We start from the raw sequence: 12,582 nt of genomic DNA on the forward strand, positions 1-12,582 counted from the left end.
AGATAGCTTAGCCGGCCCGCATCCCCCACGCGCCGCCCGTCGCCCTTGCCACGATCGCTTCCAGCGGCTCCGGCCGGTGCAGGAAATAGCCCTGGCCATAGGCGACGCCCATGCCCATGAGGATCTCCAGCGCGTTCTTTTCCTCGATCTTCTCTGCCACCACGGCAGCGCCCATCGAGCGGGCGATGCCGGTGATCGCCGAAACGATCTCGCGGTCGAACCGGCTTTCGGCGATGTGCTCGACGAAGGAGCCGTCGATCTTGATGGCATCGACAGGAAAGCGCCTGAGATATTCGAACGAGCTCATGCCGGCCCCGAAATCGTCGAGGCTGACGCGGCAGCGGCGTTGCCTGGCCTTGCGCACGAACTCGGCCGCGGCATCGAAATTGGTGACGGCGGCGGTTTCTGTGATCTCGAAGCCGATCGCCGACGCCGGCGCGCCACTGTCGGCGATCGCCTCGTCGACGAACTCCCAGAGCTGCGGGTCGGAAAGCGTCTGCGCCGACAGGTTGAAGTCGAGCGAGATGGCCCCCGCGCGCATCGCCTCGCCGTGGCGCGTCAGCGCGGCGCGGATGATCCAGCGGTCGAGCCGGGCGGCAAGGCCGAAGCGTTCGGCGACTGGCATGAAACCGCAGGGCGGGATCATGTTGCCGCTGCGGCCCTCGAGCCTGGCCAGCACCTCGACGTGGCGGCTGTCCTCCCATGGCTGCCCGAGCCGGTGGATCTCCTGGCCGAACAGCTTCAGCCGGCCATCCTCCATTGCATCGACCAGGTCTGCGGCAAGCCGCGCGGCGTTGAGGCCGCCGGCGCCCGACGCCGTTTCCGGCGAGAACACCGCGAAGCGGCCACGGCCGCCGGCCTTGGCGGCGTAGCAGGCATCGTCGGCGCAGGCGAGCGCGTCGGCCACGCTCATGGTGGGGTCGCGCACGAAGGCGATGCCGATGCTGGCGGCAAGCCTGCGCGAGGTGGCGGCAGAGCCGGGATCGGCGTCGTGCACCGCGGCAAGCACCGCGCGGGCAAGGCGCTCGGCGCAGGCGTCATTGCAGTTCGGCACCAACAGCGCGAATTCGTCGCCGCCGAGGCGCGCCGCCTGCCCCGACGCGGGCAGGCTGGCGAGGATGCCCGCCGCGACGCTCTTCAGCGCGAGGTCTCCGGCGGCATGGCCGGCATAGTCGTTGAGTGCCTTGAAGTAGTCGAGGTCGACATAGAACACGGCAAGCGGCAGCCGCCCGGCCATGGCGATGTTCTCGGCAAGCAGCCGGTCGAAGGCCGAACGGTTGAGCAACCCGGTCAGCGCGTCGTGACGCGCGGCGAAGGCAAGCTCCTCGGCGCGCGTCTTCTCCTCGGTGATGTCGCGCACCGTGCCCAAAATCTGACCGGCCGAGCCGACGCCGGCAATGAAACGCACCAGCGACTCGAGATGGCGGACCTGGCCGTCACGCAGGACTATCCGGTATTGCGAGGCGACGACGCTGTTCGAGCCGGGGGCGATCAGATGCGCTCGCTCGGTAGCTTCCTTGTCGTCGGGATGAAGGTAGGTGTGCCAGAGGTCCGCCGTCACCTCATCGGTATCGGCAACCAGGCCGAAGATCTCGCGCGTGCGTGCGTCCCAATAGCTCTTCTTCGTACCGATATCGTGGTGCCAAATGCCGGTGCCGCTGGCGGCTATCGCGAGGCGGAAGCGGATATTGACCTGCTCGAGCGCCGCCTCGGCCTCTTTTTGCCGGGTGATGTCGGTCTGCACGCCCATCATCCTGAGCGGCTTGCCGTCGGCGTCGTGCTCGACAATGCCGCCGCGGTCGAGCACCCAGACCCAGTGGCCGTCCTTGTGGCGCAGGCGCAGCTCCGTCTCGATGGAATCGACGAGACCCGCAATATGCCGGTCGCCGCTTTCCTGCGCGCGCTGGCGATCGTCGGGATGGGTCAGCTTCAGCCAGAGATCGGGCGTGTTGGCGAGCTCGTTCGCCTCGTAGCCCAACATCTTCGACCAGGTCGGCGAATAGTAGCAATCGCCGGTCGACAAATTCCAGTCCCATAGACCGAGATGAGCGCGATCGAGCGCCAGCGCCCAGAACTTACCGTTGCGTTTATCGTCGTCCGCCATTGCTTGTTCTTGCCATCCCGTCCCGGCAATATTGCATGAAAGCAGAGAAAAAAGGGTTACCGGGAGTGGTTCAGTTAACCTCCTCCCAAGAGGGGAGGATGACCGGCAGGCCAGAGGGGGCGTGAAGGATCGCGGCGTTGATTTTGTTGGGGTGGAGCTGGTCGCTAACCGGCTTGGCTGTGACTGCAAAAAACCTAAACGCCGGCGGGACAGCACCCCCCTCTGCGCTCGACCGCCGCCGTCAATCGCCTAGCCCACCGCCAACCTTCGCCTCACCACCGCCGCATGAAACCGCGCGCCATGCAGCAGGGCCATGTCGTCGAAATTATAGGACGGGTTGTGCAGCGGTGCCGTATCGCCATTGCCCATGAAGACGAAGCAGCCAGGCACATGGTCGAGGAAGCGGGCGAAATCCTCAGAGGCGGTCATGGGCTCAGCCGCAACGCGAACAGCGTCGTCGGCCAGCACGGATCGGGCCGCCGCAAGCGCCTCGTCGACCAATGCAGCATCGTTGATCAACGGCACGAACTCGCGGGTGTAAGCGACTTCAGCCGCAACATTATAGGCCTGGGCCGTGCCGTCGGCGATGCGCCGCATCTCCTTTTCGATCGCGGCGCTCACCTCGGGCCTGAAACTGCGGCAGTCGCCGAGGATGCGCGCCATGCCGGGCAGCGCATTGCGGGTGCCGTCGGCGATGAGCTCGGTCACCGAGACGACGCCGATATCGGCGGGGCTCAAGCGCCGCGAGACGATGGTCTGGAGGTTGACGACCAGCGCGCAGGCGGCGACCAAGGTCTCCTGGCCGGCATGCGGCCGCGCTGCGTGGCCGCCCAGGCCCTTGAGCACGATCTCGAAATTGTCCTCGGCCGACATGACCGGACCGCTCCGGGTCTCGAAATGACCGATGGGCAGACCGGGCATGTTGTGCAGCCCAAAGATCTCCTCGAAGGGGAAGCGCTCGAGCAGGCCGTCGCCCAGCATAGCCAGCGCGCCCCTGCCCCATTCCTCGGCCGGCTGGAAGATGAAGCGCACCGTGCCGTCGAAGCCGCCCTCACCGGCAAGCAATTTCGCCGCGCCGAGCAGCATCGAGGTATGGCCATCATGTCCGCAGGCATGCATGGTGCCCGGCATTTGCGAGCGCCAGGCTTGCCTGCCCTGCTCCGCGATGTGCAGCGCATCCATGTCGGCGCGCAACGCGATGGCACGGTTGCCGCTGCCTCGGGTCAGCGTGCCGACGACGCCGGTGCCGCCGACGCCTTCGGCGACCTCCAGGCCGAACTCCCGCAATTTCGCGGCGACGAAGGCGGCGGTGCGCTGTTCCTCGAAGCCGAATTCGGGATGGGCGTGGAGATCGCGCCGCCACGCCGTCATCTCGCTGTGCAGTGCCTGCTGGTCGAGCTCAGCCATCGTCGTCCTCAAGTCTCGTTCCTTGACGCAATTTCGGACGGAAGGCCACGTCGAAGTCGCCGAGCCAACCGCTGCGCGCTTTTCCCGGAATTGCTCTCAGGCAGTCTGCAGGAACACCTCTGCCGGCGCCATCCCGACCAGCTCGGCAAAGCGGCCGTGGTCGGTGGCGCCCTCCGAGTTGACGACGAGCACGCGGGAGCCGGCATCGAGGCCTAACGCCGCGCGCATCTGCCCGCCGCCCGCAGCGCGGACCAGTCCGGCGAGCCCGACGCCACCGCTCTCACCGGAGACGATGGCCGGATCATTGCCCAAGGGCCGCGCCAGCCGCTTCATCACGGCGACCGCGTCCTCTTCTTCCACCATCATGAAAGCATCGCCGACGCGCGCCAGCACGCGCCAGGCGACCAAGGACGGCTCGGCGCATTCGAGCATCGTCATCACGGTCGGCTGCTGCTGGGCGATCGTCACCGGACGTCCGGCCTCGGCCGAGGCGTAGAGGCACGCCGAGCGCCGCGGCTCGACCACCACCGCTTTCGGCCGCCTGGAGCCAAGCATGACCGCCATATGGCAGGCAATTGCCGCCGCGAAGCCGCCCACGCCAGCCTGCAGGAAAATATGCGTCGGTGGCTCGGCCAAGCGCCGCAGCGTCTCGCGCACGATCACCGTGTAGCCCTGCATGACCAGTCCGGGGACGCGCTCATAGCCGAGCCAGGACGTGTTGGAGACGATCTTCCAGCCGCGCTCGGCACCGACGCGGGCGACCTCGCGCACCGCATGGTCATAGCCGCCCTCGACCCGCACGATCTCGGCGCCGAGGCGGGCGATGGCCGCGACGCGCTCGGCGCTGACGCCGGCATGGACGAAGATCACCGAACGCGCCCCGACAAGCCCGGCGCCCTGTGCCACGGAGCGGCCATGGTTGCCGTCGGTGGCGCAGACGAAGATCATGCTCGACGCGATCTCGCGCACTCTCGGCTCGCCGATCTCGGAGACATCGACATCGCGACCGAGGCGCTTGCCGGCCTCTTCCAGTACCAGCCGCATGACGGCATAGGCACCGCCCAGCGCCTTGAAGCTGCCAAGGCCGAGACGCTGGCCTTCATCCTTGACATGAAGTGCCGCGACGCCGAGGTGATCGGCCAGCGCCGGCAAGGCGTGCAGTGGCGTTTCGGCATGATCGTCGCGCGCCTTGAGGTAACGCTCGGCCCGCTCGCCCCCCGCGATGCCGAGCGACTCGGCATCGGCGGCAACCAACGGCTGGTTGTGTTCTGGACGTTGGTTGAGAAGCAGCATGCTAGTCTTCCTGCGAGGCACTGAACTCTGTCGGCGGGCGCGATTCGGGCGCGATTTTGGATGCTTTAATTGGCTAAGTGATTGAAGTTTGTTTCGATTGGATGTCGCCGGATGTTCGCTTCGGGACGACCAGATACAGCCAAGATGACTATTTTTGGTGGTATTCACCCCCAGCGGCACGCCTATCTGGGTTCCTCCCGCGATCAGTCGCCCGCCAGCCGGGCGGCGACGCTAAGCAGGATGTCGGCGCCGGCGACCAGCTCGTCGGGAGCGGTGAACTCGGCGGGGTTGTGGCTGATGCCGCCCCGGCTCGGCACGAAGATCATCGCGGACGGCGCGATGCGGGCGATCATCTGCGCGTCGTGGCCGGCGCCCGAGGTCATGCGCCGGCACGAAAGGCCGGCCGCCCTGGCGCCATCCTCGATCAGCGAAACGATGCGGGCATCGAAGGTCACCGGCTCGAAACGGGCCAGGCTTTCGGCATGGACAGTGACGCCGGCGCTTGCGGCCAATTTGTCGAGGAAGGCGGCAAGCGCCGCCTCCTCTTCGCGAAGATGCGTTTCGTCGGGATCGCGCAGGTCGATGGTGAAGATCGCCCGCGACGGGATGACGTTGATGGCGTTCGGCTCGAACGCGATGGTGCCGACGGTGACGACAGTGCGCGTCGACGAGGCGCTGGCCCGGTCCGCCAAGAAGCCGATCACGCGGGCGGCGGCGACGCCTGCGTCCTTTCGCATCGACATCGGCGTGGTGCCGGCATGGTTGGCCTCGCCGTCGATGGTAACGCGCTGCCAGGAAATCCCCTGCAGGTTCTCGACCGCGCCGATGGCGATGCCCTCGCGCTCGAGGACCGGCCCCTGCTCGACATGCAGCTCGACATAGGCATGCGGCTTGAGGAAGCCGGGCTGATGCCGACCGGCATAGCCGATGCGCTCCAGCTCCTTGCCCAGCACCGTGCCGTCGGTGCCGACCGAGGCCAGCGCTTCCTCGAGGTTCCGACCGCCGGCAAAGACCAGCGAGCCCATCATGTCGGGCGAGAAGCGCACGCCCTCCTCATTGGTGAAGGCGGCAACCACGATCGGGCGCGCCGGCGCGAAGCCGGCCTCCCTCAGGCTCTCGATCGCTTCGAGGCCGGCAAGCACGCCGTAGCAGCCGTCATAGATGCCGGCGTCGATCACCGTGTCGATATGCGAGCCGAGCATGACCGGCGGCTGGCCGCTATTGGCATCGTTCCGCCAGATGCCGAAAATGTTGCCGATGCGGTCGACGGCGACCTCGAGCCCTGCCTCTTCCAGCCAGCCGACGAAGCGATCGCGGCCGAGCCGGTCCATCTCTGAGGCGGCGACGCGGACCAGCCGCCCCTGCGCATCGCGGCCGATACTGCCGAGCTCCTGGATACGGCCGAGAAGCCGGTCGGCGTTGATCGTCGGATTGCTCATGCCGGCAGCCTCGCTTGCGCGACGTCTTGCGGCGCCATTCCGATCAGCTCGGCATAGCGGCCGGGATCGGTCGCGCCTTCGGAATTGATGATCAGCACGCGGGAATTCCCATCGAGACCGAGCGCCGCGCGCATCTTGTTGTCGCCGGCAACGCGGATCAGCCCGGCGAGCCCTGCCCCGCCGCTTTCGCCGGAGACGATCGCCGGATCGTTGCCGGCAGGTCGCGCCAGACGGTTCATCACCGCGACGGCATCTTCCTCGTCCACAGTCATAAAGGCATCGCCGACCCGTGACAGCACGCGCCAGGCGACCAGAGACGGCTCGTAGCATTCGAGCATCGCCATCACCGTGAGCTTGCTGTGCGCGATCGTGACCGGACGCCCGGCCTTGGCTGTCTCATAGACGCAGGCCGCCCGCGCCGGCTCGACCACGATGGCCTTCGGGCGATCCTCGCCAAGCATGATGGCGAGATGGCCGGCGACCGCGGCGGCGAAGCCGCCGACGCCGGCCTGCAGAAAGACGTGAGTGGGCGGCTGCGGCAACCGCCTCAGCGTCTCGCGCACGATCACCGTGTAGCCCTGCATCACAAGCCCGGGTATGCGCTCATAGCCCGGCCAGGACGTGTCGGAGACGACGGTCCAGCCGCGCTCGGCGGCGACGCGGGCGGCTTCCCTGACCGACTGGTCGTAATCGCCGGCGACGCGCACCATTTCGGCGCCGAAGCGGGCAATGGCCGCCACGCGTTCGTTGCTGACGCCCGAATGAACGAAGATGACGGAGCGCGCGCCGACGAGGCCGGCGCCCTGGGCCACAGAGCGTCCATGATTGCCGTCGGTCGCGCATGCGAAAACCATGCCGGCAGCGATCGCCTTGACCTCATGCTTATGCAGTTCCGCGACGTCGACGGCGCGGCCGAGCCGCCTGCCGGCCTCCTCCAGCACCAGATGCATGACGGCATAGGCGCCGCCCAGCGCCTTGAAGCTGCCGAGGCCGAGGCGCTTGCCCTCGTCCTTGACATGCAGCGCGTCGATGCCGAGCTCGGCCGCCAGCGCCGGCAGGGCGTGCAGCGGTGTCTCGGCATGGTTGTCGCGCGCGGCAAGGAAGCGCTCGGCCTCCCTGGCACCGGCGAGCCCAAGCATCGCGGCGTCCTCCTCGGTCAGCGGGCGGCGATGGTCCGGGTGGCGGTTGAGCAGGAACATGGGTTTCTCCGTCTTGAGGACTGAAATTTATTGCAGGACAAGCGAGAAAGGCGCTCTGTTTTGACGCTTGAAGTGCAAGTTTGTTTCGTTGGGAAACGCTGCCATGTCCATTTCGCCCGAACTCGACGCCTTCGACCGCGCCATCCTCGCCATCCTGCAGAAGGACAACGCGACGCCGCAGCGCACGATCGGCGAGAAGGTCAACCTGTCGGCGCCGGCCGTGCAGCGGCGCATCAAGCGCATGGAGGAGACAGGTGTCATCCGCGCCAATGTGGCGCTGGTAGACCCGGCCAGGGTCGGCCACCCGATCACGATCTTCGTCGAGGTGGAGGTGGAGAGCGAGCGCGCCGAGCTGATCGACGCCGCCAAGCGCGGCTTTGCCCAAGTGCCCGAAGTGCAGCAATGCTACTACGTCACCGGCGAGGCCGATTTCATCCTCGTCGTCACGGTGGCGACGATGGCCGATTACGAGGCGCTGACAAGGCGGCTATTCTTCGAGAACAACAATGTCAAAAGGTTTCGCACGTTCGTGGCGATGGACCGGGTGAAGGTGGGGATGGAGGTGCCGGTCGGGTGAGGCGTCGAGGCCGCCGACCTCCCCAACAAGGGGGAGATCGGCCGTTGTCCTGGCTTTCGCCAATCTCCAACCTCTACTGGGTCGGCGACGCGGCGTGTTCGCACGACACTTTCGGGTTCATGTCGGCGAAGGTGCCGGTCGGGTTGCCTTTCCAGGCCCAGACATGCAGTTCATAGAACTCGCCCAGGCCGTAGCGGTTGGGCGCGCTGTTGAAGTTGAACAGCTGGCCGTCGAGCGACGCGGGGCCCTTCGAGGTGATGTATTCGACCGCCACCAGCTTCAGCGTGCCGTCGGCCATCGGCTCGTACATGACCGCTTCCGGACGGGCGATATCGATCTTGTCGTCCTTCAGATACTGGCCGTTGACATAGTGGATGCCCATGGCGCCGCCGGTGATGCCGCTGGCGCAAGGAATGGGCGCATAGCCCTCCGCCGTAGCGGCCTTGACGTCGAGAAACCGGCTGTTGGCCGCTCGCACCTTGTCGGCCAGCGGGCTGGCGCCGGACATCGATGCAGCAGCGTCCTGATGCGCCTGGGCGAAGGTCGTACAGGCCGTCAGCGCGGCCGCTGCCATGAGCAGCCTGTTACAAAAGTCTGGTGTTATGTTCATTTCGTTCTTCCTGAAAAGCACGGCTGGCCGGCCGCCGAAAGTACGGCGGCGCGACAGGCAAGCGCCGTGGCTGTTTGTGCTTGATGATCCCGGTTTGGATGCGGCGGCTGCCGATCATCCCTTCGGCAGGTACGAAATCGTTCCGGCCAGATCGGTGTTGTCGATCAGCTGGAAGCGGCTGTCGCTGCCGCCCTGGCGGGCCGACACGAAGGGGGCGTAGGCCGGATCATTGGTGAAGGCGTGCGCCGCCGCTTCCGATGGAAAGGCCATCAGCGCGATCAGCGTCGTGTCGAGCGGCTTGCCCTCGAGCGTCCTCACATTGCCGCTGCGCGCCAGATATCTGCCGCCGTGCTTGTGAACGAGGTCGTGCACGGTCGCGGCGTAGTCCGGTATCCATTTCGGATCTTTCACCTTGATATCCGCGATAAGGTAAGCGGTCATGGTCATTCTCCTGGTTGCTGCGCACAGGGATATCCCGTGCGTCGGCCAAACGGCTCGCACGGCGGGGCTCGTGCCAACCAGTCCTGGATCTGTACCGGGCCGGTACAGTTTCTGTACTCGCCGCTTCATTCATGAAGGTCTAATGTCCGGCCAACCTTTTGAGGAGGCGCCGATCATGGCCCAGCACGGTTACAAGCAGTTCTGCCCGCTATCGATGGCCGCCGAGGTGCTGTGTACCCGCTGGACGATGGTGTTGATGCGCGAGCTGGTGGCGGGCTCGACCCGCTTCAACGACCTGCGCCGCGGTGTGCCGAAAATGTCGCCGACCCTTCTGTCGCAACGGCTGAAGGAGCTGGAGCTGGCGGGGGTCGTGGAGCGCCGGGAAGTCCCCGGCGAGAAGGGTATCTTCGACTACCGATTGACCGAGGCGGGACGCGATTTGCGCCCTGTTGTCGAGGCGATGGGTTTTTGGGGACAGAAATGGGTCGAGTCCCGGCTGTCGTTGAAGAACCTCGATCCGTCGCTGCTGATGTGGGATATGCGGCGTAATCTGAACCCCTCGCCGCTGCCTGACGGAAGAACCGTGATACAATTTCTGTATCAGGACCTCCCAGCCTCGAAACGCTCGTGGTGGCTGATCGTCGAGAAGCATGGCGAGGTCGATTTGTGCTGGTATGATCCGGGCTTCGAGGTCGACCTCTACGTCTCGACCGATCTCCACACGATGACCGCAATCTGGATGGGCGTGCTGACTGTCGAGAAGGCCGGCGTGAAGGTCGTCCTGACCGGCGACAAGGCCATTGGCAGGAAGATGCAAAGCTGGCTCGGGCTCAGCCCGTTCGCGGTCGAACCCAAGCGGGCGGCCTAACCGGGCGCCGGACCGGGTGAAGGTGGGGCTGAAAGTGCCGGCGGGCGCACCTCGCCCAAGATAGTCCCTTCGAGGCATTTCGTATCACCGCATGATACTTTACGCTTGATCTTGGAGACGCATCATGAGAAGATACGTTTCGGGGGAAGTGGATGATACGTTCGTTCAGAGACAGGACCACTGAGGCGGTTTCGACAGGCAAAGCTCCGAAAGGATTCCCGGCAGATCTCGTTCGTGTCGCTCAACGGAAACTGTTCATGTTGGACAACGCTGCCGAACTGGCCGATCTCAAGGTCCCACCGGGAAACCGGCTTGAAGCGCTGAAGGGCGATCGCGCCGGTCAGCACTCGATCCGTATCAACGACCAATTTCGCGTTTGCTTTCGGTGGACGGATGGCGGAGCGGACGATGTAGAGATCACTGACTATCATTAGCTGAACCAACCAGCTCTATCCGACAGGAGCGGAACCAAATGATCGACCTCGACAAGCCTATCCATCCCGGCGAGATATTGAGGACCGAGTTCCTCGAGCCACTCGACCTGAAGCCCTACACCGTGGCGAAGAAGCTTCACGTCCCACGTACGCGTATCGAACGCCTTGTCAACGAGACCACCCCTGTTACGCCAGACACCGCTTTGCGCCTGGCAAAGTTCTTTGGGACGACTCCGCAGTTCTGGATGAACATGCAGGCAAGCTATGACCTCGCCGTCGAGGGCACCTCCATACAGGACGAACTCAAAGGGATTGAGCGGTTCGGGGCGGCTGCAGCTTAGGAGTTCTTGCCGCGCGCCCTCCACCCCAGCCACCGCGCATAGACCTCCCCGACAATCCCGCGCCTAAAAATCAGCACGCAGATCATGAAGATCAGTCCCGTGGCGATGGTCACCGGGAAGCCGGATGTCGCGAGCGTGTTCTCCAGCCCTACGACAAGGCCGGCGCCGACCGCCGGGCCGGCCATGGTGCCGATGCCGCCGAGCAGCGTCATCAGGATCACTTCGCCCGACATCTGCCAGGTGACGTCGGTGAGCGTGGCGAACTGGAAGACGATCGTCTTGGTCGCGCCGGCAAAGCCGGCAAGTGCGGCCGACATGACGAAGGCGGCGAGCTTGTAGCGCCCGACGGAATAGCCGAGCGAAATGGCGCGGTTCTCGTTCTCGCGGATGGAGCGCAGGATCATGCCGAAGGGCGAGTTGACGATGCGCCAGATGGCGAAGACGCCGATGAGGAAGACGGCGAGCACGAAGAAATACATGTTCATGGCGACGTTGAGGTCCACGACGCCGAACAGGTGGCCGCGAGGCACGCCCTGGATGCCGTCCTCGCCCTCGGTGAGGGGCGCCTGGACGCAGAAGAAATAGAACATCTGCGCCAGCGCCAGCGTGATCATCGAGAAATAGATGCCCTGCCGGCGGATGGCGAGGAAGCCCATGACGAGGCCCATGCCCGCGGCACCTGCGGTGCCGAGCAGGATGCCGGCCTCCGGCGGCCAGCCCCAGGCCTTCACCGCATAGGCGCAGAAATAGGCCGCGCCGCCGAAGAAGGCGGCATGGCCGAAGGAAAGCAGGCCGGTGTAGCCCAAGAGCAGGTTGAAGGCGCAGGCGAACAGCGCGAAGCACAGCATCTTCATGACGAAGATCGGGTAGACGACGAAGGGCGCGGCGATCAGCGCCACGATGCCCAGCACCACCAGCGCCCGTTCGAGCCTCACGGAGGCGGCGGCGCGTTCTGCGTGAAGGGTCGCCTCGCTCATCTCAGGCGTCCCTTCCGAACAGGCCGGCCGGCCGCAGCAAAAGCACGATTGCCATGATGACGAAGACGACGAGGTTCGAGGCCTCGGGATAGAAAACCTTGGTCAGGCCCTCGACGAGGCCGAGCATGTAGCCGGTGACGATGGCGCCGAGGATCGACCCCATGCCGCCGACCACGACAACGGCGAAGACGACGATGATCAGATCCGAGCCCATCAGCGGACTGACCTGGTAGACCGGAGCGGCGAGAATGCCGGCGAGCCCCGCAAGCGCCGCGCCCAGCCCGTAGGTGAGCGTGAGCAGAAGCGGCACGTTGACGCCGAAGGCCTGGACCAGTTCCGGGTTCTCGGTGGCGGCGCGCAGATAGGAGCCTAGCCTGGTCTTCTCGATCAGCAGCCAGGTGCCGATGCAGACGATGAGCGAAGCCGCCACCACCCAGCCGCGATAGTTGGGCAGGAACATGAACCCGAGATTGGTGCCGCCGGCAAGCAGCGTCGGCACGGCGTAGGGATTGCCGGAGACGCCGTAATAATAACGGAACACGCCTTCGATGACCAAGGCGAGGCCAAAGGTGAAGAGCAGGCCATAGAGTGGGTCGAGGCGGTAGAGATGCGACAAAGCAAGGCGCTCGACCGCCATGCCGAACAGGCCGACGGCAAGCGGCACCAGGACCAGCGCCGGCCAGTAGCCGATGCCCAAATGCACCAGCAGCAGATAACCAATGAAAGCGCCCAGCATATAGAGCGCGCCATGGGCGAAGTTGATGATGCGTAAGAGGCCGAAGATGACGGCGAGGCCGAGGCTGAGCATCGCATAGAAGGAGCCGTTGATCAGGCCCACCAAGAGCTGACCGAGCAAGGCCTGGATGGGGATGCCGAAGATCATGGTCATGGC

The 12,582-nt window shown here is 65.4% G+C and carries 13 protein-coding genes; 4 read left to right on the top strand and 9 right to left on the bottom strand.

Annotation, left to right across the window (positions count from 1 at the left end):
- Nucleotides 1-7: 7 nt before the first annotated feature.
- The 5 genes from FJ980_RS11755 to FJ980_RS11775 all read right to left on the bottom strand — a co-directional run bounded on the left by FJ980_RS11755 (nucleotide 8) and on the right by FJ980_RS11775 (nucleotide 7,442).
- On the bottom strand, nucleotides 8-2,104 hold the full coding sequence (locus tag FJ980_RS11755) for an EAL domain-containing protein (RefSeq protein ID WP_140543046.1): 2,097 nt from the start codon (nucleotides 2,102-2,104) through the stop codon (nucleotides 8-10).
- A gap of 249 nt (nucleotides 2,105-2,353) precedes the next feature.
- Nucleotides 2,354-3,511, bottom strand: a complete 1,158-nt coding sequence (locus FJ980_RS11760; protein WP_140543047.1) for a M20 aminoacylase family protein — start codon at nucleotides 3,509-3,511, stop codon at nucleotides 2,354-2,356.
- Nucleotides 3,512-3,607: 96 nt separating this feature from the next.
- On the bottom strand, nucleotides 3,608-4,804 hold the full coding sequence (locus tag FJ980_RS11765) for a diaminopropionate ammonia-lyase (protein WP_140543048.1): 1,197 nt from the start codon (nucleotides 4,802-4,804) through the stop codon (nucleotides 3,608-3,610).
- A gap of 203 nt (nucleotides 4,805-5,007) precedes the next feature.
- Nucleotides 5,008-6,243, bottom strand: a complete 1,236-nt coding sequence (locus FJ980_RS11770) for a Zn-dependent hydrolase (RefSeq protein WP_140543049.1) — start codon at nucleotides 6,241-6,243, stop codon at nucleotides 5,008-5,010.
- Nucleotides 6,240-7,442 carry a diaminopropionate ammonia-lyase gene (locus tag FJ980_RS11775; RefSeq protein ID WP_140543050.1) on the bottom strand — a complete coding sequence of 401 codons (1,203 nt, stop codon included), beginning with the start codon at nucleotides 7,440-7,442 and terminating at the stop codon, nucleotides 6,240-6,242. The genes FJ980_RS11770 and FJ980_RS11775 overlap by 4 nt, the downstream gene beginning before the upstream one ends.
- A gap of 103 nt (nucleotides 7,443-7,545) precedes the next feature.
- On the opposite strand from FJ980_RS11775, the gene FJ980_RS11780 reads away from it, so the two are divergent.
- Entirely contained in the window at nucleotides 7,546-8,019 is a 474-nt protein-coding gene (locus tag FJ980_RS11780) for an Lrp/AsnC family transcriptional regulator (protein ID WP_140543051.1), read from the top strand.
- 73 nt (nucleotides 8,020-8,092) lie between these two features.
- On the opposite strand, the gene FJ980_RS11785 is transcribed toward FJ980_RS11780, so the two are convergent.
- Together FJ980_RS11785 and FJ980_RS11790 are read right to left on the bottom strand one after the other, a co-directional pair.
- Nucleotides 8,093-8,629: a hypothetical protein gene (locus tag FJ980_RS11785; protein ID WP_246676400.1), complete on the bottom strand. Its 537-nt coding sequence runs from the start codon at nucleotides 8,627-8,629 to the stop codon at nucleotides 8,093-8,095.
- 114 nt (nucleotides 8,630-8,743) lie between these two features.
- Nucleotides 8,744-9,070 carry a DUF1330 domain-containing protein gene (locus FJ980_RS11790; RefSeq protein ID WP_140543052.1) on the bottom strand — a complete coding sequence of 109 codons (327 nt, stop codon included), beginning with the start codon at nucleotides 9,068-9,070 and terminating at the stop codon, nucleotides 8,744-8,746.
- 175 nt (nucleotides 9,071-9,245) lie between these two features.
- Here FJ980_RS11790 and FJ980_RS11795 point away from each other — a divergent pair, with 175 nt between their 5' ends.
- From FJ980_RS11795 to FJ980_RS11805, 3 genes are all read left to right on the top strand, one after another.
- Entirely contained in the window at nucleotides 9,246-9,938 is a 693-nt protein-coding gene (locus FJ980_RS11795; RefSeq protein ID WP_140543080.1) for a helix-turn-helix domain-containing protein, read from the top strand.
- A gap of 152 nt (nucleotides 9,939-10,090) precedes the next feature.
- Nucleotides 10,091-10,372 carry a type II toxin-antitoxin system RelE/ParE family toxin gene (locus tag FJ980_RS11800; RefSeq protein ID WP_140543053.1) on the top strand — a complete coding sequence of 94 codons (282 nt, stop codon included), beginning with the start codon at nucleotides 10,091-10,093 and terminating at the stop codon, nucleotides 10,370-10,372.
- 38 nt (nucleotides 10,373-10,410) lie between these two features.
- Nucleotides 10,411-10,713, top strand: coding sequence for a HigA family addiction module antitoxin (locus FJ980_RS11805; protein WP_140543054.1), 303 nt, complete (start codon nucleotides 10,411-10,413; stop codon nucleotides 10,711-10,713).
- Here FJ980_RS11805 and FJ980_RS11810 read toward each other — a convergent pair.
- Together FJ980_RS11810 and FJ980_RS11815 are read right to left on the bottom strand one after the other, a co-directional pair.
- The gene (locus tag FJ980_RS11810) at nucleotides 10,710-11,690 is read right to left on the bottom strand and encodes a branched-chain amino acid ABC transporter permease (RefSeq protein ID WP_140543055.1); all 981 of its coding nucleotides are present in this window, start codon (nucleotides 11,688-11,690) and stop codon (nucleotides 10,710-10,712) included. The genes FJ980_RS11805 and FJ980_RS11810 overlap by 4 nt on opposite strands.
- Nucleotide 11,691: 1 nt before the next feature.
- The gene (locus FJ980_RS11815; protein ID WP_140543056.1) at nucleotides 11,692-12,579 is read right to left on the bottom strand and encodes a branched-chain amino acid ABC transporter permease; all 888 of its coding nucleotides are present in this window, start codon (nucleotides 12,577-12,579) and stop codon (nucleotides 11,692-11,694) included.
- Nucleotides 12,580-12,582: the final 3 nt, after the last annotated feature.

Origin of the sequence: Mesorhizobium sp. B1-1-5, assembly GCF_006443065.1 — a bacterium.
Classification (GTDB): Bacteria; Pseudomonadota; Alphaproteobacteria; order Rhizobiales; family Rhizobiaceae; genus Mesorhizobium.

What these genes read in the sequence shown, in the direction of transcription:
- FJ980_RS11765 (WP_140543048.1), bottom strand. Translation starts at nt 4,804, where the DNA reads ATGCTGCTTCTCAACCAACGTCCAGAACACAACCAGCCGTTGGTTGCC.
- FJ980_RS11755 (WP_140543046.1), bottom strand. Translation starts at nt 2,104, where the DNA reads ATGGCGGACGACGATAAACGCAACGGTAAGTTCTGGGCGCTGGCGCTC.
- FJ980_RS11800 (WP_140543053.1), top strand. Translation starts at nt 10,091, where the DNA reads ATGATACGTTCGTTCAGAGACAGGACCACTGAGGCGGTTTCGACAGGC.
- FJ980_RS11795 (WP_140543080.1), top strand. Translation starts at nt 9,246, where the DNA reads ATGGCCCAGCACGGTTACAAGCAGTTCTGCCCGCTATCGATGGCCGCC.
- FJ980_RS11770 (WP_140543049.1), bottom strand. Translation starts at nt 6,243, where the DNA reads ATGAGCAATCCGACGATCAACGCCGACCGGCTTCTCGGCCGTATCCAG.
- FJ980_RS11805 (WP_140543054.1), top strand. Translation starts at nt 10,411, where the DNA reads ATGATCGACCTCGACAAGCCTATCCATCCCGGCGAGATATTGAGGACC.
- FJ980_RS11810 (WP_140543055.1), bottom strand. Translation starts at nt 11,690, where the DNA reads ATGAGCGAGGCGACCCTTCACGCAGAACGCGCCGCCGCCTCCGTGAGG.
- FJ980_RS11785 (WP_246676400.1), bottom strand. Translation starts at nt 8,629, where the DNA reads ATGAACATAACACCAGACTTTTGTAACAGGCTGCTCATGGCAGCGGCC.
- FJ980_RS11775 (WP_140543050.1), bottom strand. Translation starts at nt 7,442, where the DNA reads ATGTTCCTGCTCAACCGCCACCCGGACCATCGCCGCCCGCTGACCGAG.
- FJ980_RS11790 (WP_140543052.1), bottom strand. Translation starts at nt 9,070, where the DNA reads ATGACCGCTTACCTTATCGCGGATATCAAGGTGAAAGATCCGAAATGG.
- FJ980_RS11760 (WP_140543047.1), bottom strand. Translation starts at nt 3,511, where the DNA reads ATGGCTGAGCTCGACCAGCAGGCACTGCACAGCGAGATGACGGCGTGG.
- FJ980_RS11815 (WP_140543056.1), bottom strand. Translation starts at nt 12,579, where the DNA reads ATGACCATGATCTTCGGCATCCCCATCCAGGCCTTGCTCGGTCAGCTC.
- FJ980_RS11780 (WP_140543051.1), top strand. Translation starts at nt 7,546, where the DNA reads ATGTCCATTTCGCCCGAACTCGACGCCTTCGACCGCGCCATCCTCGCC.